This is a genomic window from Bartonella mastomydis, from assembly GCF_900185775.1.
In the GTDB taxonomy this organism is placed as follows: Bacteria; Pseudomonadota; Alphaproteobacteria; order Rhizobiales; family Rhizobiaceae; genus Bartonella; species Bartonella elizabethae.
The window spans coordinates 539,139-559,246 of the sequence record NZ_LT883138.1; the positions used below are offsets into that span (position 1 = coordinate 539,139).

A 20,108-nucleotide genomic window follows, 5' to 3' on the forward strand; every position below is an offset into this window, starting at 1 on the left:
CGCCGCTTGTATAAGGTTATTAGCTTGCTAAGTTTAAGCGGATGTGGCGAAATTGGTAGACGCACCAGATTTAGGTTCTGGCGGGAGACCGTGGGGGTTCGAGTCCCTCCATCCGCACCACTTATAGATTCTCTACAATATCACTTGATATCGTTGTTTATTTAATTTCATTTATAAATGATTGTTTTTATTTCCTTAATTGTTTTTTTTATACGATTTTGATATCTGATGAATCCGCCAAAAGCGCAATTCAAAAGGTGGTTCAAAAGGTGGTTTAAAAAGTGACTAGGAAAACAAGAACACGTGATAGATTGACCGCATTATCTGTAAAAAATTTACCTAAAGGGAAATATGCGGATGGAGCTGGGCTATGGCTTATTAAAACAGCACAGAATCAAGGACGTTGGGTTTTTCGATTCGATTTCAATAAAAAACGTCGTGAAATGGGATTAGGCTCTTGTAGCGTTGTATCGTTGAAAGAAGCAAGACTTAAAGCTACTGCTTGCCGTGATCTTTTGCACCAAGGTATTGACCCGATTCGTAAAAGGAATAATGAAAAATTACAGCGGTCGATTGATAGTATTTCTTTACGAGAAATTGTTTTAAGCGCCTTTGAAGCCAAAAAAAGCGAATTGAAAAATGAAGGTACAGCCGCAAGGTGGTTAACGCCTCTTACATTGCATGTTTTTCCAAAGCTTGGAGATATAGCAATTACTGAATTGACGCAGATTGATATAAAAGAGTGCTTATCGCCTATTTGGAAAACAAAAAATGAAACGGCAAGCAAAGCTTTATCGCGTTTGAATATTGCTGTAAAACATGCGGCAGCACGTGGTATAGATGTGGATATGCAATTGGTACCAAAAGCAAAAGCTTTATTGGGAAAGTTTATCCAAAATGTTCAAAATATTCCCGCTATGCCATGGCAAGAAGTTCCGGCTTTTTATCAATCTTTAAATGATAATATTGTATCAAACTTAGCCTTAAAGCTTTTAATTTTAACCGGTGTTCGTTCAATGCCAATTCGGCATATACGGTTGGAGGAAATTAATCAATCCATATGGACGATTCCTAAAGAGAATATGAAGGGAATAGTTGGAAAGGTTTTTGATTTTCGCGTACCGCTTACAGATGAAGCGCTTGCTATTATTGAAAAAGCAAAAACAATCGAAAAAAATGGATTTTTATTTGTTGGAAATTCTGGAAAGCCTATATCTGATATGACGCTTTCTAAATTTATGAAAGATAGAGGGATTACTTATCGTCCACACGGTTTCAGATCTAGTCTTCGTGATTGGATAGCAGAGACAACGTCAACACCATTTGAAATTGCGGAATTTACGTTGTCTCATTCAGTGGGGAATTCAGTCACAAAAGCTTATATGAGGACTGATTTTTTAGAGCAGCGCCGTGTTCTTTTAGAGCAGTGGGCGTCTTTTATAACGGGGCGTTGATTATTACGATAGTGATGGTAATTCTATAGCATCTCTTTCGGCTTTTTTGCTTTCAATATAGTGGTCGATTTCAACGATATCCCATTTTAAGTATCGTCCTTCTTGTATTGGTTTAGGAAAAGATCCAGCTTTTACAAGATCTCTAATAGAGGTCATAGACATTCCAAGATAAATTGAGAGATCTTGTATACTGACCAGCCTTTGTATGCGCATTGATAATAAAGCTTGTTCAAATAAACTTACTTTTTTTATTGAATCTATTAATTTTTCTTCTTTCATTTAAAACTTTCCTTATTATCTAAGTGTTGAGAATAATTACAAATGGGTGGGGACAAAGGTGTTATAGAACACCTTCATTTTTTAAAGTTGTAAGTTATTTATTAGATGTGTTTAATTTCATATTTCCAATCTTTGAGTTGTGTAAGAGCCTTCGTAATTTCTCCCCGATGACACATGCACACATCAGATTCAAAGCAAGTAATTGCAACATATTTTTTATCTAAAAAAAGCTGGTATAATTTTTCTATTGCATGAAGATTATCCCTAAGAGTTGTATTTTGGTAATTTTTAAAAAGATGTTCATAATCTTCTCGTGTTTTCAGATTGCGTCTTTTTTCAGAGGCGATTCCAAGTTCAGGCAAGTGTATATATTCAATGCCAATGTTGCTTACAGCTTTATCTAATTGTCTTTTTGAAAAACCATGTTTTCTACTTATTGGATTTTTACGAACATCACACAAAACTTTGATATTATTTTCTATAAGACAATTCAGATAATGGTCTAATGATTTTCCTTCATAACCAATGGTAAAAAAACAAGGCTTCTCATCTTTGGTATTACACATGTTTAATTTCCTTATATGGGTGGGGGGCTATAAAATATGCTAGAACCTAAAACAAAGCCCCCCAAAAGTTCAGGCGGCTTTAGTTGAGATTCTTTGTATCTCTCGTTCTATTTCTGCTAAAAAGCTTTCAACCGCTTGATTAATCTCTTCAATTTTCTTTTCATCACGGTGGATGCGTTTGATTTTCATACGAAAGAGAGATGAATCGCCCGTAAAACGTGGGTCATAACTGATAAAATCACACCATTTGCGCCCCGTACAAGCCATTTGGAATTGCATTTGTGCAAGATATTCAGGTTTGATTTCGTTATCGATAATGAAACGCATATGATTAGTTGATCTAGGGCATTTGATTTCGATTAGACCATCTTCATCAATCAGACCATCAGGGCTTGCCCCCGCCATTTTTATTGTGGGGTGTTGGATAAAGCCGCATTGAGTAACGTCAGTATCATAAATGAATGCATATTCTCTCAAGGCATCTTCTTCATTTTCAATACCCCATCTCATGTCTTCGGTTTCATAATAGGGGCTTGTTTGACCCGTTAAACGCTCTGTAATGAGTTTTATTTTGTAGTCTTCATATTTGCTTGTAGGAGTTCCCTTTGCTGTTTTACTGATAACGTTATAAACGTTTGATGCGGTGACTTTACCTAAACGAGCTTGANGATAGGTTATATTCACTCTCTACCCAACCGCCAAGATCACCTTTTTTAACATCTCCAAAATCTTTTAACGCACGTATACGGAAAAGATTAATGTATCCATCAACTTCGATTGTCTCATTAGTAAGTTCGTATTTCTTTTCCATGATTATTCCTCCTCCATTAAAAGAGGGTCCATTATGGATATTTTTGTATTTCCAGTTATTTCGGCGTCACCAAAAATCCTTGCGTCACCAAAAATCTTAGCATTTCCAAAAACACGAGCCCTGCTACCAACACGTGCATTGCCATAAACCTTAGCATTCTCATAAATCTTGGTGCCGCCAAAAGCCTCTGCATTGTCATAAACCATGGCATCACCATAAACTTCGGCATTTCTAGAAACATCAAACTTGCTACCAACACGTGCATTGCCATAAACCTTAGCATTCTCATAAATCTTGGCGCCGCCAGAAGCCTCTGCATTGTCATAAACACGTGCATTGCCATAAACCTCGGCATTACCACAAACATGTGCACGATCAATAACCCATGCGTTCCCATAAACACGGGCATCATTAGAAACCTTGGCATCACGACCAACCTTGGCATTGCCATAGACCTTGGCATCGCCAAAAATCTGTGCACAAGCACAAACATAGGCATCATCCCCAACCCAACAGTTACCCTCATGGCTTAAGTTCTCTTCTTTTTCTATAAAACCGCCGATATCACCAGCTTTAACATCTCCAAAGTCTCTCAATGCTCTAATTCTATGAAGCGTACGTTCACAAACCTCGATTGTCTCATCAGTTAGTTCGTATTTTTTTTCCATGATTTATTTCCTTATTTTTTGCGCAACTCACCGGTGGCGTGAGTCACGCATGTGTTAAAAGTTGTTTGGTTTGATTGTTAAATTTTTATATCTTGAAGAATTCTTGTTCTGTCGCGAATGTGGGCTTTCCCATAAATGTTAGCAAAACCATAAACCTTTGCATGGTCATAAACTTTGGCACGACCACGAACCACGGCACAACCATAAACCTTGGCATGATCATAAACCCATGCACGACCCAAAACGAAGGCGGTCTCATAAATCTTGGCATTTCCATAAATACGTGCATCACCATAAACCTTGGCGCCGCCAAAAACCTTTGCATTGTCATAAACCATGGCATCACCATAAACCATGGCATTATCAGAAATCACGGCATTGCCAAAAACCTTGGCATGATCAAAAACATATCCACTGTCAAAGGGTCTATGCGAACCCGCTACCCAACAATTGCCCTCATGGCTTAGGTTGTCTTCATTTTCAATAAATCCACCTAGATCACCTTTTTTAACATCTCCAAAGTCTCTCAATGCTCTAATTCGGTGAAGTGTTTTTCTACCAACTTTGATTGTCTCATCAGTAAGTTCGTACTTCTTTTCCATGATTACCCCCTACCTTAAACAGTATTGTTACCGGATTCTTCTGTATTTCTGGGTACTTGGTCGCTGTCACAAATGATGTTATTACCAGACATAAGGGCAAAAATCTCGGTACGACCAAAAATAGCAGTTTTTCCACGAAGCCACGCTTTATGATAAACATTGGCACGACCAAAAACCTTAGCTTCTTCAAAAACTAGCGCTTCATCAAAAATCTTTGCATTGCCAAAAACCCAAGCTTTATTAAAAACTTTGGCATCACCAGAAACCTTGGCATTGCCATTAACCATGGCATCACCAAAAATCTGTGCCTGACCATGAACCCTAGCATTATCACCAACCCAACAGTTGCCTTCATGACTTAAGTTGTCTTCTTTTTCTATCCACCCCCCTAGATCACCAGTCTTAATATCTCCAAAGTTTCTTAAGGCGCGGATACGGTGGAGAATGTGATCATCAACTTTGATTGTCTCATCAGTCAGTTCGTACTTCTTTTCCATGATTACCCCCTACCTTAAACAGTGTCGTTTTCGGATTCTTCTGTATTTCCAGTTACTTGTGCATCACCATAAATACAGCTGTTGCCATAAACTTCGGCATTCCCCAAAATGTTAGCTTTGTCGTAAATCTTCGTATTACCGGAAACATTTGCTTTACCGAAAACTCGCGCATTGCCATAAATATTGGCATTGCCAAAAACTTTGGCATTGCTATAAACCCATGCATTTTCATAAACCTTGGCATCATCAAGAACCTTTGCCTTATCAAAAACTTTAGCATCACCATAAACCTTGGCATCACCATAAACCTCGGCATGGTCATAAACCTCGGCATTACCACAAACATGTGCATCATCAAAAACCCATGCGTTCCCATAAACACGGGCATTATCAAAAACCTTGGCATGACGACAAACATTGACATCATCATAAACCAAGGCATCACCAAAAATCTGTGCATGACCATAAACACGAGCATTATCACCAATCCAGCAATTGCCTTCATGGGATAGGTTATCTTCTTTTTCTATAAAACCGCCGATATCACCAGCTTTAACATCTCCAAAATCTCTCAATGCTCTAATTCTATGAAGTTTCTTAAAGCTAGGTTGAATTTTCTCATCAGTAAGTTCGTATTTTTTTTCCATGATTTATTTCCTTTAAGTTAGAGTATTCCTTTGTCGCTCTTGAAAAGAACGGCATTGGTTTGTGTTGTAATTTTTTTGAAAAAGGGGGGCTCTTAGAAACGCCCTTCATAGTTTTTAAAGCACATCTCAAGGATAACGGTGCTGTTCTTCATAAGTACCGTACCTTTTATCTTCACATTCACGCCGTTTGATATCATCTAAGAAAAAACCGTATGCGGAGCTATGTAGAACAAAATCATGGGTGATATCTTCTTCAAAAAGCTCTTCTTCATACTTTTTAAGGTATAATTCAGCGGTATCTTCAGAGATATCTTCGCACCGGTTATTTGTTGGTTCTATACGGAAGATTTGCACCGCATTATCGGCTTGGTCGATAAAGTTGATGATTTCCTTTTCTTCAAAGAAAGGTCCATATTTCGCGAGATTTTGCTCTTCATCTTCACAGACAACTAATAAAATTTCATGAGAATTTATAAGCACTGGTTTGTTCACAACTACCTCCATATCAAAATATTTAAATACATTTTGAAAAAAATGCCTTGACATAGGATTTTTTTTTCAGGGTATGGTGCATTGATAATTGTGTTTTATGCACAAGTCAATTAAAATTTTGCATAAAACGCAAAAAATTATTCTTAAAAAATGCAATTAATTTATACTCTATCCACAATTTAGGAGGTGTTATGAGTAATATAGATAAAAAAATAGAGGCTATTTTTTCGTTATTTAATGAAAAGGAGCAATCAATTGTTGCTTATTTTGTTTTTAATTTTCTTAATAATTCAAGAAAATCAAGTACGGCTTCTTTATCGGCAGGTTCGAGAGAAGCGCACATTTTCATGAAGTCTAAATCCACTTCTTTATAAAAGCTAGGTGGAGGTTCATTAAAAAACTCAGAGATTTTTACTAACTCATCTATGGTTATATCGCGAGTTTTCCCATTTTGATAGGTATTAAGCATGCGATTCACTGCTGACGGGTGCAGCTCTAGATGTGAAGCTAATAATGTTTGTGCACCGTGTCCACGTTCTTTAAGCCGCTCTTTAATCCATAGCTTAAGTTGGGACTGAATATCTTGTTTCATGACTCATATAATCCTTGAAAATATACTTTTATGCAAAAATGCTAAAAAGGCATAACTGTCTTGACTTGTGCATAAAACGCAATTATTTATTGCGCTGTTATGGAGATTACATATGGCTTCAAGATTAATTATAAAATATTTAGGCGGTTTAAAAACTGTAGCAGCCATAGTGCAAAGAGATGTGTCATCTGTTTCTAGATGGCGTACTCTTATACCAGCAAAGCACCAACAAAAATTATTAAATTACGCGCGTGAACATGGGATAGATTTACGTCCAGAAGATTTTTTTTATCCAGAGCGCTTGCAGACATTAATGCAAGAGCAGCGCCCCCCAATTACGAAAATTTGCAAGAGCAGCGGTGTTGAGAACATCGGCGAGACTTTGCAGCCTTAGGAGATCAAAATGAGTTTAAATGAAATTTTATCAATAGCAATTTTTGCAATGTTACTTATCGATGTCGTGATGTTGGGTTTTGCTTTGTATTATCGCAACCAAGTTAAGGCGCTTAAAGAGGAGATTCAATCTCTTAGGGAAAGAATTAAAAAAATAAATACTGATTTTATATTAGGGGATAGGAATATAATTTATGAGTGTGATGGGGATATACGAAAGTATGATGCATACATTGCGAGATTGGAACAAAAAATAGAAGAGTATGACGAAACGTTTCAACAGAAAAACGAAATTATAGATGACTTAAAAGCAAAAATTCAATCGCGTGATGAGGAAATAGAGAAATTGAACCAACAGAATGAACTGAATCCAGAGGATGGAACAGAGGTTCAATCGCGTGATGAGGAAATTGACTTACTAAAGCGAAAGCTGGATGCGTATGATGAAACGTTCGGTAAGAACATCAAATCTATGTATGAACTCATAGCAGAAATTCAATCGCGTGATGAAGAAATAGAGACGCTTAAAGACGAGCTTAAGCAGCGTGATGAAGAAATAGAGAAGCTTAAAGACGAGCATAAAGAAGCGCTTGAACGGAAAGATATAGCTCTATGCTGTCAATTTGAAGAAAATATATCTCTTAATAAAAAGATTGAAAAGCTTACACAAGAGCTTAAGCAGCGTGATGCATCTGTAAAAGAAAAGTCTCAGAAGAATAAGAAGAAAAGTAAGTGAGGTGGGAGATGGTTTCAGTTGCACTGATTATATCTTGTATTGCTAATTTGTGTTCATGTTATGTGTTTTATTCTGATTCTAAAATCATAAAAATGCTTAGACAAGCGGTGGATAAACGAGATGAGTTAATTGCGTCACAGCGGGCGTTGATTGATGGACAATTAGCAGAGAATGAGAAAAAAATTAAACATTTACAAGAATTTCAAGAAGAAAAGAAAAAACGTTTACCGAAGAATCCACAAGGGCGAGAATGTGTAACATCATATGAAAATATTTATGACAATGTTCAAGTCTCTGAAGATGTTTGTGCGCTTGTAAGAGAGTTTTTAGAACTAAATCCCTCTACAGATGAACAAGAAGGTAGATCGCAGGAATTATTGCAACAATTCATGAGGGATGAACAGACAAAGAATGAAGCAATTAAAGTTATTAGAGCCTTTGAAGAATGGTTTATACCGCGAAATACCGTTACATTTTCACAATTAGACTATTGGTCAAGATCTCAAGAATTACTGAGGCATTTGTTGGAGTTAAAGCCAATTACATTTGAAGAACTGGCTAAAAAAAGTCCTGAGGAACAACAGCGTTATTTAATACCTGGGAAAACTATTGTGGATTGAAGGCATTGTCTAAGCGAATACAGTGAGCGAAAAAATTCAATTGTTCTGGTGGATTTTCAGGATCTATAGCAGTGTGTTCCATAGTAAATATTAAATAAATTAATGGATTTTTATTTAGAAGCGAAATGGTAAGAATTAGTTCTAATGAGCCAAAAGCTATGAGGCTAAATGGATCAATATTTCCATGTATTAGAGGCTCTGTTTTGGGTTGTTTAAAACAGAGGTATTTGGGACTTTGGGGCTGGATGAAGTATATATCTCCGAAGGGAAGAATGGTTGAATCAGTAACTCCACGATAGACTGCGCGAATAAACTTATAACCTCTGTCGTTATCTATACTTATGGAATTAATTTTAATTATTTGTTTTGTAGGATTTACAATGGTTAATAATATATCAATTAATAATTGTGATTTGTTATCAGGATCATTATACATCGCTGTACGTTGTACAAGAACATTAAGTTTTCTCTGCTCTAAAATTTCTGTATGTTTTTCTAGAACGTTGGTAAGCTTTTCTAGCGCTTCTGCTTGTTGTTTAGTTGCTTTGGCTATGTCCATGGCATTAGCTAATGTTTTTTCAAAGTTTTTTTTATCCTCTTTTCTCAATCTTTCAGCTTCCATTCGGTCTTCATTTCTTAATTTCAATGTCTGTTTAATAGAACGAAAAGCAAAAATTGCTGATAATAAAGCACCAACCGAAGAAAGTGCAGAAAATAGTGTAGGGTGTTGTTCTATCCAATTTAAAACCGCTTGCATACTTCTTACACCCTTCTTTCCTTCATTTTTAGAAAAAAACAATCTTATAAAACACACTATGTATGGAGCGGCGCGGTGATTAGCACGATTCTTTGTTTTGATCTAGGTACGAAGACGGGGTGGGCGATGTGTGGAGGGAGTGGTGACATATTTAGTGGCACCGTTGACTTTAAATCACGCCGTTTTGAAGGCGGTGGGATGCGTTATTTACGCTTTAAAAGATGGCTTACAGAGATAAAGCATACAGCAGGTAACATTAGCGATTTTACATTTAATTAAAGAAAGGGAATTGGGGTATGTCCAGTAAATTACCATGGACGAGGCTTTTTGCATACAAATGGCTTTTGACTCTTTTTTGTTTGTCGCCGACCGAGAAATGTATCTATGTCATGTTGCGACTTCTAATGCTCCATATTGGTGAGCCTATTTCAAATGACTTAAGGGAATTGGCTCTTGTGGTTGGTTATCCAGTAAAAGAGTTTGAAGCAGCTTTGAATTCCTTGATTGAAGATGGAGTCATCATACGTTTAGACGATGGTCGTTTGTGGAATTTAGAAGTTGAAAAAGAACTCAATAACTCAAATGAAGAGCTAGATAATTTCACTTGCAATAATAATGAAGAAATGGAGGTAAGGCATGTCTAATGGGATGCCGTGGATACGATTTAATTTGTATGACTGGATAAGTGGTACAAATGGAATGACATCTGAACAACGGGGGATTTATATAACCCTTCTTGTTCTTATGTATGAAAAAAAAGCACCACTTAAAACAGACTTTCAAACGCTTGCACGCGTTTGTCATTGTTCACAAAAAAAATTCTCAACGACTGTCGAGTATCTCATAAGGAATGATAAACTTATTGAGACAGATGATGGATTATGGAATACGCGTGTTGAAGAAGAGCTAAAAGATTTTTCGGATAAAAAGGATCACATATCACAAGTTCGTAGTGAAGCTGGTAAAAAAGGTGCACAAGCGAAAAGTAATATAAAACAACACGTTGATAATTTTGCTGAAGCAAACGTTAAGCAAAATAATGATTTTGCTGAAGCAAAAATTAAGCAAAACGTTTTTTTTGCTGAAGCAAACGACAAGCAAAATCAAGCTATAAAGAATAAGAATAATATATATAAAAAAAATAAAACTATCGTTTTATCAAAAAAAGAAACTGAGTTTGAAGATTTAGAAACAACCGATTTGGTTGACGAGCCAATCGAGTGTGATGATGTTGATAGCCAATCAGAACAAATCGAAACATCATCAGAAAACCAACCTCCCATTCACGAGCAAAAAAGCGTTCCTAAGAAAGCAAAACGAGCGAAAGCTAATCGAGAGTTTCGATTGCCTGCTGATTTCGAACCTAACTTGCAATACGCAATCGATAAAGGGTTAACGCATGAGGAAGCGTTATTAGAATTCGAAAGATTTAAACTTCATTGGCAAGATAATCCAAATCGAAATGCTAAAAAAAGTGATTGGCAAAAGGCTTGGTACAAGTGGATTACACACCAAGAATATGGATTTCTAGCCAAGAAACGAGAAAAATTAGAAAGGGAAAAACAATATGGAAAACAAACCAATTTTCAAACAGAACAACAGCGCGGCCGGAGTTATCGAGTTGCACAGCTCATGTCCAATATCAAAAATTCAGATAGTGCTTACAGATTTTTATTCGAGGATGACAACACAACCACCATTCCATTGGAAAACGGAGCAAAAGCCATTGAGTGCAGAAGCGGAGAGAGTTACAGCATTGGTTACTGATGCGTTGCAAAAGCTTGAAAAAAAAGCGACGGAAGAAGAAATCCAAACAGCGTATCTTGTCCTTTCAAATGGTCTCAAAAGCCCCATGGGATCAGATGAGAAAGCAACAGCACTTGCGTATTTTTACGCTCTTAACGGCATAAGCAGTTGGATATTGCAAACAGCGACAAAGAACGCTTTGAAAGGCAAAGCAGAGGGTTTAAATGCGACCTTTATGCCCTCAACAGCAGATTTTTATCGTTACTGCGAAAAGCTTGAAAATGGTATTCGTTTGCAAGCTAATCGCATTCTTAAGAACCTTCAAAAGCCAGAAATCAAGAGCAAAAATCAAGAGGTGACGATATCATCAGAACGCATTGAAAAGCGTTCAAAAGAACTTGAAGAAGTTTTAAAGGGCATTGAGTGAAAAACAGCAAAATAGTGAAAAGTGCTGATTGTTTTGAGAATAGATATGGGTTTAAACAGCTAAAAAAGTACCGTACAGAGCGATTTTAGATTTTTATGATAAAAACCACATTGAAAATAAAAACGCTACTGTACGGTCCAATATGAGGCAAATAAACCCATAGGTAAAGTTATGGATTTAGACTAGGGGATATTAAATCAAATGTTTTTAAGAAATCGTAAATCAAGACAGCAAAAGAAATTTATTGCAACGGCGGTTGGATATGCACCATGGGGATTAGGGGTAGCAGAGTATTTTTATAATCTTTACGAATATGATGATGGAATGAGGGAATATGAAGAATTTGAAGGCGGTCAGTATCATGAGACGCCCGCGAATGCGGATTTCAGCACGAAGGCGCAAGTGAAAGCGTGGATATACGGTGGTAATTTGCCAAAAAGCGTATTGAGTTATGAAGCATTAATAGACGAGGTAAATGTTCAAATCAAAAAACGTACAAAAGATGATCAGTTGATTAGTGAGATAACGAATGATTTGAAGAGAGGTTATCCATTGTCTTGTGATGAGATGGATAGAGAGCTAGAAAAAGCGCTCGATATTCAATTATGTAAGCATCAAAATGAAAAAAAGTAAAAAAAATAAAAAATACGTATTGACTTTAAGGAATGGCTGGTTTAGAAAGTCGACAAGTGCTTAAAAACCACTAATAACTAGCGGGTAAACCACGATAAGGTTTCTCCCATTTCTTAAAATACTGGCTGTCTTTTATGCTTTAAGTAGCGTATAACGATTTTGTCGGGTGTGCTTATACCATACAATACCCTTCGCGAGGGAAAAGTATAAGCAACGGACTAGTTACCGTGTTTTTAGCACCCGACGCCCTTATGGGGTTTCAATTAAAAACTCTAAATAACTAGGAAAACAAGCATGAATGCTACAGTTAAAAAACAAGAATCTTCTTTTTTTATTACAGATGATAATGGCTCTTTTAAAAATAGAGAGTTCGCAAAAAAATACGAATTTACAGGTGAAACAATCGAGGTTGGCTTTAATACACTTCATAGAATTAGAGCATTAAGAGATTTTGGTGATGTGAAAAAAGGTGACCTTGGGGGGTATATAGGTAGTGAATACAATTTATCACATCATGGCAATTGCTGGGTTGGAGGTAAAGCCAAGGTTTATAGCAATGCGCGGGTTTACGATAATGCCGTTGTAAGTGGGTATGCTCATGTTAATGTAGAAGCTTGTATTTATGAAAACGCCCGTGTTTATGGCAAGGCTGTTGTGGGTGGCTTTGTTTACGGCAATGCAGAGGTCTATGGCTTTGCACGTATTTATCCATGTGCAAGAATTTATGGGAATGCTCATGTTCATTATAATGCTTGGGTTTTTAATGATACCCATATTTTTGGCAATGCTAAACTTTCAGGATATGCTTGTATTTATTCTGATGTAAAAATTTATGGCAATGCAAAGATTCTAGGCTTTTCAAAACTTTATAAAAATGCGCAAGTTTATGGGAATGCTGTTATTGAAGGGCATGCTGAAATTCACGGAATTATTGATGGTAATGCAAAAATTTCAGGCTATTCAAAAATTTATGGTAAAGTTTCAGGAAAAGCAAAATTAAGAGAGTGCGATTTTGTTCATAAGGAAGGCGAGGTTTATAGTGGCAATAAAGTCATATATAACTCGAATAATACTTTAGAAAAAGCAGCTTAAAACAGCAGCGGCGCGGCGGGGGCGCCTCTTTAAAACATCTCATTTCATTTACAAATTAATCGAATATTAGATTAGGAGCTACCTATGACCACGACAACTGTATCTAAAAAATATGAACTTACAGATGAAACAAAAGAAGTTAAGGATACTGAAACTCATCAACCTAGAAACTTTTATCGCATTCGTGCTTTAAGGGATTTTGATGATATAAAGGCGGGGGATTTAGGGGGCTTTATCGAAAAGGAAAGCAATCTCTCTCATGAAGGCAATTGCTGGGTTTATGATGATGCTATAGTTGCTATGAATGCTGTTGTTAGTGAAAATGCAAAGGTACGTAATGAAGCCATTGTTGCTCAAAATGCTAAAGTTTATGGGAATGCTATAGTTCGTGATAAAGCTAAAGTTTACGGGAGTGATACCCATGTTTATGGCAATGTCCATATTTATGATAATGCTAGTGTGAGTGGTAGCATGTGGTTTCGTGGCAAGGGGTGGGTTTATGGCAAGTGCGTAGTTAGTGATAATGCTAGGGTCTATGGGAACGCAAAAATTTGTGGTCAAGTTTGTGACAATGCCGTGGTTTATGGCAAAGCCTTTATTTCTATAGAGGCAAAAATTTATGACGATGCAAAGGTTTGGCATAGTGCTTATGTAAAGGGCTTTGTTTATGGGAATGCAAAAGTATCAGGGTCTGCTTATATAGATGAGAATGTTCATATTTTTAATAATGCTAGGGTTTATGGGAAAGCGGCTGTTTATAAAGATGTCAAGATTTATGGGAATGCCCGTGTTTATGAGAATGCTCGTATTTATGAAAAAGTAGAAATTTATGATGATGCGTGCGTTTCCAAAAGGTCTATTATTGCAGAGGGTGTAAAAATTTATGGCAATGCCGTTATTAATGGCAAGCAAAGGATTTGTCATGATGTTTGTAGTAATGACAAGAGTGAAAACAAAGCAGCGTAAATAAGGGGCGGGGGGCTGGTTTATAGCAAAAAAGAAAGCCGCGTCCTTTAAGACACGGCTTTTGATTCCAAAACCAATCCAAAACTACTTTTTGATAGATACAAACAAAAAGAGGAAAATACCTCCTTATTACACAAAACGTGCAAAATCGCAAGCCTTAATACATAAAAACCGCATCAAAATGAATTGATACGGCTTTTATAGCTAATGAATCAAATAAAATAAAATTGAAAAGAATAAGGGGAATTAAAAAATCTTTTCACTACTAAAATACATACTTTGTGTATAAACACAAGTTTATTTCAAATATTTGATGATGATTGTTCATATGATAAAGCCGCGCTCTTTATGAACGCGGCTTCTGTTTTGCGATGCGTTTCTGTTATCGTTATTCGTAAGTTTACGAACACCTCTTTTATTACACATTACGTATCAAAACACAAGCAAATAAGTAAAATAAAAACATGATTCATTCTTTAGATTCAGTTTATTAAAACCATTTTTGCTTGTAATAATATAGCATAATGTGTTATATTGTTGTTATGTATCAGTTATTTTCGTTTCTAAGTGCCATTTCCCATAAAAAGGACAGCAAAGCAAATGCTTAATAAAGTGATGTTAATTGGTCATTTAGGTGCAAATCCCGAAAGTAAAACAATGCCTTCCGGTGGCGAGGTGGTCAATTTTCGAATGGCAACGTTTGAAAGCTATACAGACAAGGCAACCAATAAGAGAATAGACAAAACAGAGTGGCATTCCATTGTGGTGTTTAATCCACATCTTGCAAAAGTAGCTCTTCAGTATCTTAAGAAGGGTAGCAAAGTTTATATCGAGGGGCGCTTACAAACCCGTAAATGGCAAGATAAAAACGGTAGTGAACGGTATGTAACAGAAATCGTATTGCCTCCTTACAAAGGCGAATTACAGCTTTTAGACAGCAAAAATAATGATGATCAAGAGCCGTCATCTGCTTATGCAAGCATTCACAGACCTCTTGATATGCCTACAAACGCTTTAAATGATGATGTTCCTTTTTAAGGTGGTGTGTAAATGTCCGATAAGCAGCCGCTTCATAGCTTTAGTGAAATCTGTAAAACTAAGCCAGTTCATTACTACACTATTACAGAGCAAGAGATAAAATCATTACAACATAATGCTAGTATTATAGGAGGTTGTTATGTAGTGGCAGGCTTTCTAGTTGGAATAATGATACTTGTCATCATATGGGTGTTGAATGATGGTGATGATTGGAAAAAATTTACAATCTTTTCAATAGTGGGCTTGTTGCTGATATTTGTAGTGCATTTGAGTATAGAAACATCGTCAAATTCAAAGGAAATTTGGGAAAACGTTAAACAGGTGTCTGAGGTTATATGTGAAAAAAAATAAAAAGAGGGGACGCCCTAGAATCACAGGGCAGATAAGAGAAGCAAATGGTCGTATATCACGTGCAAAAGAACCGCGTGAAGCCATTGATAAATTAGCTATAGAAATGCGTGCAAAACGCTTCGGTTTAACCTTATATGACGCAAAAAATCCACTCGCTGGTACTTACATAGGGCGGCTTTGCTTGCAAGGTGTACTTACACAAGAGCACTATGATACCGCGCAACAGTACCTACAGATAAGAAATAATTACCTTTGTGCAAAAGGATTTCCAAACGCGATTTATGATGATGTTTCAACTAATTCAGATCCTAATAGCTTTGAACAGTGGGTTGAAAAAGCGACCCGTCATTATCAAGCCATGCAAGAGGCAATAAAAGAAGCGCAACATCTCTATAGACAGTACAATCTTCATTCTGCGCTACAGTGCATCGTTATAGAAGATCAAGAATTACCGCATCTGGTGGGTTCACTAGAGATTGCTCTTAATGCTCTTCAGAAGTACTTTGATCGTTAGGTTTACTGGCAATCAGATTCTAATCTTCTTCATATTTTTTATATTTTTTTTCTGAAAAATATATTGTAGATCTTAAATAGTTGATTGTATTTTTTGCCTCCTTAATTTCATCTTTTAGCTTTTCAATTTCAGCTTCTGAATCATAAATTTCATCTTTTAGCTTTTCAATTTCAGCTTCTGAATGATAAATTGCATTTTTTAACCCCCCAATTTGATATTCTGAATCATTTTTTAACATCCTAAGTTCTTTCTTTGCTTGTAAAAGACTATATTCATAACAAGCAAGAGCAATAATTGCTATTATAAAAGCAGTCCATAAGCTGATGATATCGAAATACCAAACTAGTAATATTACTAAAAACATCTTTTCTCTCTGTGTTAGGGAAAATTGAAAATTTCACATCTCTATATTAATTTCATTATTGTATCAATACGTATCATTTTCATGTTGACAAATTGATGCAAATCGTATTTAATGACAATTACGGCACTAGTCGTATTGTATCTAAATGAGGGTAGGATACAGTTTAAAGCCCCGCAAATGCGGGGTTTTTTATTATCTGGAGGGCGTATTTTATGACATGCGAAAATACAGAACAGGTTTTACAAGCGACAAAAAAGCCTATGCCTCCCAATGCTGGAAAAGGGCGTGTGAAAGGGGTTCAAAACAAGAATACACGTCTTCTTAAAGAGGCAATTATTAAAGCAGCTGAATTGGCAGGTAATGAATATGGAAATGAAGGTTTGGTTTCTTATCTAAAAAAGCAAGCAGTCAAATGCCCTGCTGCTTATTTAGCATTGCTTGGTAAAGTGTTGCCTTTGCAAGTGACGGGTGAGAATGGGGGCGCTATTAACATGATAGGGCGTGTGGAAATAGCGCCTTTAATGAATGACGACAAGACAGATTAAGATCGTACCAAAGCTTATTCCACTTTTTGCAGGGGATGCTTTGGTTCGAGCAGCTTGGGGTGGACGGGGGTCTGGCAAGACAAGATCTTTTGCTTTGATGGCGGCTTTAAAAGGCTATCAATTTGGCATGCAAGGGATATCGGGGACTATCCTTTGTGCGCGTCAGTTTCAAAATTCGCTAGCAGAGAGTTCATTGGAGGAAATTAAGCGCGCCATTGAAGCCCATGACTTTTTAAAGGGTTATTACAAGGTAGGAGAGGCTTCAATTAAGTCGATTGATGGTCGTATAGCCTTTCAGTTTTGTGGACTAGACCGTAATATTGCAAGTATCAAGTCCATGGGGCGTATTTTACTCTGTTGGGTTGATGAGGCAGAGCCGGTTACAGAGACAGCTTGGCAGACGCTTATTCCAACATTGCGTGAAGAAGGAGAGGGTTGGAGAGCCGAGTTATGGGTAACATGGAATCCGTTACGGGATAATGCACCAGTTGAGAAACGATTTCGCTTTTCGGATAATGAAGCCATTAAACGTGTTGAGATCAACTGGTCCGATAATCCGAAGTTTCCCAAGATCTTGAATGAAGCGCGGCTTGATGATTTGAGATCCCGCCCCGAGACCTATAAGCATATATGGGAGGGGGCTTATCTTACAGCAGTTCAAGGGGCTTACTACCAAAAGGAGATGTTGGCAGCCGAGCAAGAAGGGCGGATAGGGCGTGTTGCACGTGACCCTTTAATGCAGATACGCGCCTTTTGGGATATTGGGGGGACGGGTGCTAAGGCAGATGCCACAGCGATTTGGATAGCACAGTTTGTTGGCAGAGAGATCAGAGTGCTGGATTATTACGAGGCACAAGGGCAGCCATTATCGGAACATATCGGCTGGTTACGGCAAAATGGTTATGAGAAGGCACTGATGGTTTTGCCGCATGATGGTGCGACCAGAGACCGTGTGCACAATGTAAGTTTTGAAAGTGCTCTTAATGATGCGGGTTTTGAAACGCAAGTCATTCCCAATCAAGGGGCTGGTGCTGTCAAAATGCGGATAGAGGCAGTGCGGCGTATTTTACCTTCTGTTTGGTTTAATGAGGAAACGACCGTAGCGGGTCGTAAGGCACTCAGTTGGTATCATGAAAAATGGGATGAGAAGCGGAATATAGGGTTAGGGGCAGAGCATGATTGGTCGAGTCATGGGGCGGATGCTTTTGGATTAATGTGTGTGGGTTATGAGCAACCGGTGCAGAAACATAAGAGACAAGCTTACAGCGGTAGAGAAGCTTATGAGAGTACGTCATGGATGGCAGAATGATGCATGATGAAGAGCATTTAGACAAAGATAGCAACGCTTCAGATCTGTCGACAGAAGGCTTGTTTCGCAAGCTTGTGAGTTGGTATAAAGAAGATGTTGAGCATGTGAACAAATGGCGTGAGCATGCGCGTGAAGATTTTCGTTTTTACAATGGAGATCAGTGGAATGAACAGGATTTAGCGGCATTAAAAGAGCAACGCCGCCCCGTGATGACATTTAATCGTATTGCCCCGCTGGTCAATGCGGTTGTGGGGTCAGAGCGTAATAATAAACGTGAAGTGCAGTTTATCCCCCGTCAAATAGGGAAAGCGTTGCCAAGTGAATTGCTTACAGGGGCGGCAGAATGGTTTCGCGATATGGCACAAGCCGAATATGCGGATTCCGATGCTTTTCAAGATGCTGTCATTTGCGGTATGGGCTGGACGGATACGCGACTTGATTATGAGAACAGTCTTGATGGTGAACCGGTTATTAGGCGTTTAGATCCATTGAAGATGGTTTGGGATAGCGCGGCAGTGCAACCGAATTTAACGGATGCACAACGTATGTGGTATGTGGACCGCAAACCTTTGGAAGTTGCAAGGCAAATGTTTCCAAAATCCCATTGGAGTGAACTGAGTGCAGATTGGGCGAAGGATGGGAATATTTATGAAGGGGTTCATCATAACAACTCAGAGGCTTATGATGATGAGAGGGGCATTGATGTTGAAAACGGTCGCCGAATGGTCACGCTCGTTGAATGTCGTTGGTTTGAAAACGAGCCATATTACAAAGCACCCGATTTAAGCACTGGAGAACTTCGTGATTATAGCAAAGAGGAATTTAAGCAACTCCAATGCATGATGCCCGATATCCAAGGGGCGGCTTTCAATAAAAAGGTGGTCAAGCGCGCTTTTTTAGGCAGAAAAGTTTTACTATGCCCCGATCAACCGATGGTTCCTGCTGGTCAATTGGGGTGGGAATGTATCACGGGGTATTTTGACAAGGTAGAACGTCAATTTTATGGGGTTGTACGTCCTACAAAAGATCCACAACGGTGGGCGAATAAATATTTTAGTCAAGTCATGCATATTCTCAATAGCCAATCCAAAGGCGGGATTATGGCAGAACGAGGGGCTTTTGAAGATGAAAGAGAAGCAGTAAAAAGTTGGAGCAGGACAGATGGTATTACGTGGACAAAACTCAATGCTTTAGCTAATAAAAAGATACAACCCAAGCCCGTAGCACAATTTCCAACGGGTTTTTTCCAGCTGTTTAATGAGGCGAAAGAAGCAATTAATCAGGTCACGGGATTATCGCCAGAGTTTATAGGGACGAGAGAAGTCTCACAAGCAGGGGTTTTGGAGGCACAACGACGTCAGTCCAGTCTAAACTTGCTTGCTTGTTTGTTTGATGGCTTGCGTTTGTATCGCAAAAGGCAAGGCAAGCTTATTTTACACTTGATCCAGAATTATCTGTCTGATGGTCGTTTGGTACGGATTTCTGGAGAAGAGAATGCGCAATATATTCCGTTGACGCGTGAAGCGGTGATGAGTGTTGATTACGATATTGTGGTCGATGATGCGCCAACCAGTCCGAATGAGAAAGAGCGGACTTTTGGCATTATCATGGAATTTTTACCGTTGCTTCAAAATGTGATTACACCGGATATTATGCTTGATTTTATGCGTTATTCCCCATTGCCTGCGTCACTGCTTAATCGTGTCAGTGAGAAGGTACAACAACAACAGCAAATGGCGCAACAAGCGCAGCAACAGATGACACCAGAACAAGAAATGAAGTTGCAAGAAAAGCAGCAGGACATAGCAGCGAAAAGCCAAATGCAACAGATGGATTTACAAGGAAAGCAGATTGAATTGTACATGCGTCATCAGAGGGCACAAATGGACGCAGAGATCATGCAAGATAAACATGAGCTTGAACGGCAGCGTATTGCCAATGAGCGAGAAGAAAATCGGATCAGGCGAGAAAGAGCGATCATGTATCGAGGAAAAAACATTTGAGAAAGG

General features: G+C 38.0%; 27 protein-coding genes, 1 tRNA gene and 1 pseudogene. 18 read left to right on the forward strand and 11 right to left on the reverse strand.

Annotated features, from left to right (window positions below; genetic code table 11):
- Positions 1-37 precede the first annotated feature (37 nt).
- Positions 38-120: transfer RNA gene (locus FJG96_RS05425), tRNA-Leu, on the forward strand.
- 161 nt (positions 121-281) lie between these two features.
- The gene (locus tag FJG96_RS05430; RefSeq protein ID WP_139413087.1) at positions 282-1,454 is read left to right on the forward strand and encodes a tyrosine-type recombinase/integrase; all 1,173 of its coding nucleotides are present in this window, start codon (positions 282-284) and stop codon (positions 1,452-1,454) included.
- 3 nt (positions 1,455-1,457) lie between these two features.
- Here the strand turns inward: FJG96_RS05430 and FJG96_RS05435 are convergent, their stop codons facing one another.
- The 9 genes from FJG96_RS05435 to FJG96_RS05475 all read right to left on the reverse strand — a co-directional run bounded on the left by FJG96_RS05435 (position 1,458) and on the right by FJG96_RS05475 (position 6,608).
- Positions 1,458-1,733, reverse strand: coding sequence for a helix-turn-helix transcriptional regulator (locus tag FJG96_RS05435; protein WP_139413088.1), 276 nt, complete (start codon positions 1,731-1,733; stop codon positions 1,458-1,460).
- 101 nt (positions 1,734-1,834) lie between these two features.
- Positions 1,835-2,299, reverse strand: coding sequence for a DUF488 domain-containing protein (locus FJG96_RS05440; protein WP_139413089.1), 465 nt, complete (start codon positions 2,297-2,299; stop codon positions 1,835-1,837).
- Positions 2,300-2,368: 69 nt separating this feature from the next.
- Positions 2,369-2,983 (reverse strand): lambda exonuclease family protein, encoded by a 615-nt coding sequence (locus FJG96_RS05445; protein ID WP_139413090.1) that lies wholly within the window; start codon positions 2,981-2,983, stop codon positions 2,369-2,371.
- A gap of 129 nt (positions 2,984-3,112) precedes the next feature.
- A complete protein-coding gene (locus FJG96_RS05450; RefSeq protein WP_139413091.1) occupies positions 3,113-3,778 on the reverse strand; it encodes a hypothetical protein in 666 nt (221 codons plus the stop codon).
- Positions 3,779-3,855: 77 nt separating this feature from the next.
- Entirely contained in the window at positions 3,856-4,380 is a 525-nt protein-coding gene (locus FJG96_RS05455) for an LbetaH domain-containing protein (RefSeq protein WP_139413092.1), read from the reverse strand.
- Positions 4,381-4,394: 14 nt separating this feature from the next.
- A complete protein-coding gene (locus FJG96_RS05460; RefSeq protein WP_139413093.1) occupies positions 4,395-4,877 on the reverse strand; it encodes a hypothetical protein in 483 nt (160 codons plus the stop codon).
- A 14-nt stretch (positions 4,878-4,891) separates the two neighbouring features.
- Positions 4,892-5,524: an LbetaH domain-containing protein gene (locus tag FJG96_RS05465; RefSeq protein ID WP_139413094.1), complete on the reverse strand. Its 633-nt coding sequence runs from the start codon at positions 5,522-5,524 to the stop codon at positions 4,892-4,894.
- Between the two features lie 126 nt (positions 5,525-5,650).
- Positions 5,651-6,016, reverse strand: coding sequence for a hypothetical protein (locus FJG96_RS05470; RefSeq protein WP_139413095.1), 366 nt, complete (start codon positions 6,014-6,016; stop codon positions 5,651-5,653).
- Positions 6,017-6,278: 262 nt separating this feature from the next.
- Positions 6,279-6,608, reverse strand: coding sequence for a helix-turn-helix transcriptional regulator (locus tag FJG96_RS05475; RefSeq protein WP_139413096.1), 330 nt, complete (start codon positions 6,606-6,608; stop codon positions 6,279-6,281).
- 112 nt (positions 6,609-6,720) lie between these two features.
- On the opposite strand from FJG96_RS05475, the gene FJG96_RS05480 reads away from it, so the two are divergent.
- Genes FJG96_RS05480 through FJG96_RS05490 form a run of 3 tightly spaced genes read left to right on the forward strand, consistent with a single transcriptional unit; the run spans position 6,721 to position 8,357 of the window.
- Entirely contained in the window at positions 6,721-7,002 is a 282-nt protein-coding gene (locus tag FJG96_RS05480; protein ID WP_139413097.1) for a hypothetical protein, read from the forward strand.
- Between the two features lie 9 nt (positions 7,003-7,011).
- Positions 7,012-7,737: a hypothetical protein gene (locus FJG96_RS05485; protein WP_139413098.1), complete on the forward strand. Its 726-nt coding sequence runs from the start codon at positions 7,012-7,014 to the stop codon at positions 7,735-7,737.
- Positions 7,738-7,745: 8 nt separating this feature from the next.
- Positions 7,746-8,357 carry a hypothetical protein gene (locus FJG96_RS05490; RefSeq protein WP_139413099.1) on the forward strand — a complete coding sequence of 204 codons (612 nt, stop codon included), beginning with the start codon at positions 7,746-7,748 and terminating at the stop codon, positions 8,355-8,357.
- On the opposite strand, the gene FJG96_RS05495 is transcribed toward FJG96_RS05490, so the two are convergent.
- On the reverse strand, positions 8,344-9,114 hold the full coding sequence (locus FJG96_RS05495; RefSeq protein ID WP_139413100.1) for a hypothetical protein: 771 nt from the start codon (positions 9,112-9,114) through the stop codon (positions 8,344-8,346). The two genes, FJG96_RS05490 and FJG96_RS05495, sit on opposite strands and share 14 nt — an antisense overlap.
- A gap of 75 nt (positions 9,115-9,189) precedes the next feature.
- Between FJG96_RS05495 and FJG96_RS05500 the strand changes: the two are divergent.
- The 10 genes and pseudogenes from FJG96_RS05500 to FJG96_RS05545 all read left to right on the forward strand — a co-directional run.
- Positions 9,190-9,387, forward strand: a pseudogene (locus FJG96_RS05500) (hypothetical protein); the annotation flags it as partial.
- Positions 9,388-9,410: 23 nt separating this feature from the next.
- On the forward strand, positions 9,411-9,758 hold the full coding sequence (locus FJG96_RS05505; RefSeq protein WP_139413101.1) for a DUF1376 domain-containing protein: 348 nt from the start codon (positions 9,411-9,413) through the stop codon (positions 9,756-9,758).
- Positions 9,751-10,881 carry a DUF1376 domain-containing protein gene (locus FJG96_RS05510; RefSeq protein WP_139413102.1) on the forward strand — a complete coding sequence of 377 codons (1,131 nt, stop codon included), beginning with the start codon at positions 9,751-9,753 and terminating at the stop codon, positions 10,879-10,881. The genes FJG96_RS05505 and FJG96_RS05510 overlap by 8 nt, the downstream gene beginning before the upstream one ends.
- Positions 10,841-11,287 (forward strand): hypothetical protein, encoded by a 447-nt coding sequence (locus FJG96_RS05515; protein WP_180338246.1) that lies wholly within the window; start codon positions 10,841-10,843, stop codon positions 11,285-11,287. Before FJG96_RS05510 ends, FJG96_RS05515 begins: the two co-directional genes overlap by 41 nt.
- A 201-nt stretch (positions 11,288-11,488) precedes the next feature.
- Positions 11,489-11,920 (forward strand): hypothetical protein, encoded by a 432-nt coding sequence (locus tag FJG96_RS05520; protein ID WP_139413104.1) that lies wholly within the window; start codon positions 11,489-11,491, stop codon positions 11,918-11,920.
- A gap of 294 nt (positions 11,921-12,214) precedes the next feature.
- Entirely contained in the window at positions 12,215-13,012 is a 798-nt protein-coding gene (locus FJG96_RS05525) for an LbetaH domain-containing protein (protein ID WP_246046904.1), read from the forward strand.
- Between the two features lie 84 nt (positions 13,013-13,096).
- Entirely contained in the window at positions 13,097-13,978 is an 882-nt protein-coding gene (locus FJG96_RS05530; RefSeq protein ID WP_139413105.1) for an LbetaH domain-containing protein, read from the forward strand.
- A 600-nt stretch (positions 13,979-14,578) separates the two neighbouring features.
- Positions 14,579-15,016 (forward strand): single-stranded DNA-binding protein, encoded by a 438-nt coding sequence (ssb, locus tag FJG96_RS05535; RefSeq protein ID WP_139413106.1) that lies wholly within the window; start codon positions 14,579-14,581, stop codon positions 15,014-15,016.
- A 12-nt stretch (positions 15,017-15,028) separates the two neighbouring features.
- Complete coding sequence (locus tag FJG96_RS05540) at positions 15,029-15,367, forward strand: hypothetical protein (RefSeq protein ID WP_139413107.1); 339 nt, start codon at positions 15,029-15,031, stop codon at positions 15,365-15,367.
- Positions 15,354-15,881 carry a hypothetical protein gene (locus tag FJG96_RS05545; protein ID WP_139413108.1) on the forward strand — a complete coding sequence of 176 codons (528 nt, stop codon included), beginning with the start codon at positions 15,354-15,356 and terminating at the stop codon, positions 15,879-15,881. The genes FJG96_RS05540 and FJG96_RS05545 overlap by 14 nt, the downstream gene beginning before the upstream one ends.
- A 19-nt stretch (positions 15,882-15,900) precedes the next feature.
- Here the strand turns inward: FJG96_RS05545 and FJG96_RS05550 are convergent, their stop codons facing one another.
- Positions 15,901-16,245 carry a hypothetical protein gene (locus FJG96_RS05550; RefSeq protein WP_139413109.1) on the reverse strand — a complete coding sequence of 115 codons (345 nt, stop codon included), beginning with the start codon at positions 16,243-16,245 and terminating at the stop codon, positions 15,901-15,903.
- 212 nt (positions 16,246-16,457) lie between these two features.
- On the opposite strand from FJG96_RS05550, the gene FJG96_RS05555 reads away from it, so the two are divergent.
- Genes FJG96_RS05555 through FJG96_RS05565 form a run of 3 tightly spaced genes read left to right on the forward strand, consistent with a single transcriptional unit; the run spans position 16,458 to position 20,102 of the window.
- On the forward strand, positions 16,458-16,790 hold the full coding sequence (locus tag FJG96_RS05555; protein WP_139413110.1) for a hypothetical protein: 333 nt from the start codon (positions 16,458-16,460) through the stop codon (positions 16,788-16,790).
- Positions 16,771-18,099, forward strand: coding sequence for a PBSX family phage terminase large subunit (locus FJG96_RS05560; protein WP_139413111.1), 1,329 nt, complete (start codon positions 16,771-16,773; stop codon positions 18,097-18,099). The genes FJG96_RS05555 and FJG96_RS05560 overlap by 20 nt, the downstream gene beginning before the upstream one ends.
- On the forward strand, positions 18,084-20,102 hold the full coding sequence (locus FJG96_RS05565) for a portal protein (protein WP_139413112.1): 2,019 nt from the start codon (positions 18,084-18,086) through the stop codon (positions 20,100-20,102). The genes FJG96_RS05560 and FJG96_RS05565 overlap by 16 nt, the downstream gene beginning before the upstream one ends.
- Positions 20,103-20,108 lie beyond the last annotated feature (6 nt).

Excerpts from the sequence above, each read along its gene's own strand:
- FJG96_RS05435 (WP_139413088.1), bottom strand. The coding sequence starts at position 1,733 with ATGAAAGAAGAAAAATTAATAGATTCAATAAAAAAAGTAAGTTTATTT.
- FJG96_RS05440 (WP_139413089.1), bottom strand. The coding sequence starts at position 2,299 with ATGTGTAATACCAAAGATGAGAAGCCTTGTTTTTTTACCATTGGTTAT.
- FJG96_RS05450 (WP_139413091.1), bottom strand. The coding sequence starts at position 3,778 with ATGGAAAAAAAATACGAACTAACTGATGAGACAATCGAGGTTTGTGAA.
- FJG96_RS05455 (WP_139413092.1), bottom strand. The coding sequence starts at position 4,380 with ATGGAAAAGAAGTACGAACTTACTGATGAGACAATCAAAGTTGGTAGA.
- FJG96_RS05460 (WP_139413093.1), bottom strand. The coding sequence starts at position 4,877 with ATGGAAAAGAAGTACGAACTGACTGATGAGACAATCAAAGTTGATGAT.
- FJG96_RS05465 (WP_139413094.1), bottom strand. The coding sequence starts at position 5,524 with ATGGAAAAAAAATACGAACTTACTGATGAGAAAATTCAACCTAGCTTT.
- FJG96_RS05475 (WP_139413096.1), bottom strand. The coding sequence starts at position 6,608 with ATGAAACAAGATATTCAGTCCCAACTTAAGCTATGGATTAAAGAGCGG.
- FJG96_RS05480 (WP_139413097.1), top strand. The coding sequence starts at position 6,721 with ATGGCTTCAAGATTAATTATAAAATATTTAGGCGGTTTAAAAACTGTA.
- FJG96_RS05485 (WP_139413098.1), top strand. The coding sequence starts at position 7,012 with ATGAGTTTAAATGAAATTTTATCAATAGCAATTTTTGCAATGTTACTT.
- FJG96_RS05490 (WP_139413099.1), top strand. The coding sequence starts at position 7,746 with ATGGTTTCAGTTGCACTGATTATATCTTGTATTGCTAATTTGTGTTCA.
- FJG96_RS05495 (WP_139413100.1), bottom strand. The coding sequence starts at position 9,114 with ATGCAAGCGGTTTTAAATTGGATAGAACAACACCCTACACTATTTTCT.
- FJG96_RS05505 (WP_139413101.1), top strand. The coding sequence starts at position 9,411 with ATGTCCAGTAAATTACCATGGACGAGGCTTTTTGCATACAAATGGCTT.
- FJG96_RS05510 (WP_139413102.1), top strand. The coding sequence starts at position 9,751 with ATGTCTAATGGGATGCCGTGGATACGATTTAATTTGTATGACTGGATA.
- FJG96_RS05520 (WP_139413104.1), top strand. The coding sequence starts at position 11,489 with ATGTTTTTAAGAAATCGTAAATCAAGACAGCAAAAGAAATTTATTGCA.
- FJG96_RS05525 (WP_246046904.1), top strand. The coding sequence starts at position 12,215 with ATGAATGCTACAGTTAAAAAACAAGAATCTTCTTTTTTTATTACAGAT.
- FJG96_RS05530 (WP_139413105.1), top strand. The coding sequence starts at position 13,097 with ATGACCACGACAACTGTATCTAAAAAATATGAACTTACAGATGAAACA.
- ssb (WP_139413106.1), top strand. The coding sequence starts at position 14,579 with ATGCTTAATAAAGTGATGTTAATTGGTCATTTAGGTGCAAATCCCGAA.
- FJG96_RS05540 (WP_139413107.1), top strand. The coding sequence starts at position 15,029 with ATGTCCGATAAGCAGCCGCTTCATAGCTTTAGTGAAATCTGTAAAACT.
- FJG96_RS05550 (WP_139413109.1), bottom strand. The coding sequence starts at position 16,245 with ATGTTTTTAGTAATATTACTAGTTTGGTATTTCGATATCATCAGCTTA.
- FJG96_RS05555 (WP_139413110.1), top strand. The coding sequence starts at position 16,458 with ATGACATGCGAAAATACAGAACAGGTTTTACAAGCGACAAAAAAGCCT.
- FJG96_RS05560 (WP_139413111.1), top strand. The coding sequence starts at position 16,771 with ATGACGACAAGACAGATTAAGATCGTACCAAAGCTTATTCCACTTTTT.
- FJG96_RS05565 (WP_139413112.1), top strand. The coding sequence starts at position 18,084 with ATGGATGGCAGAATGATGCATGATGAAGAGCATTTAGACAAAGATAGC.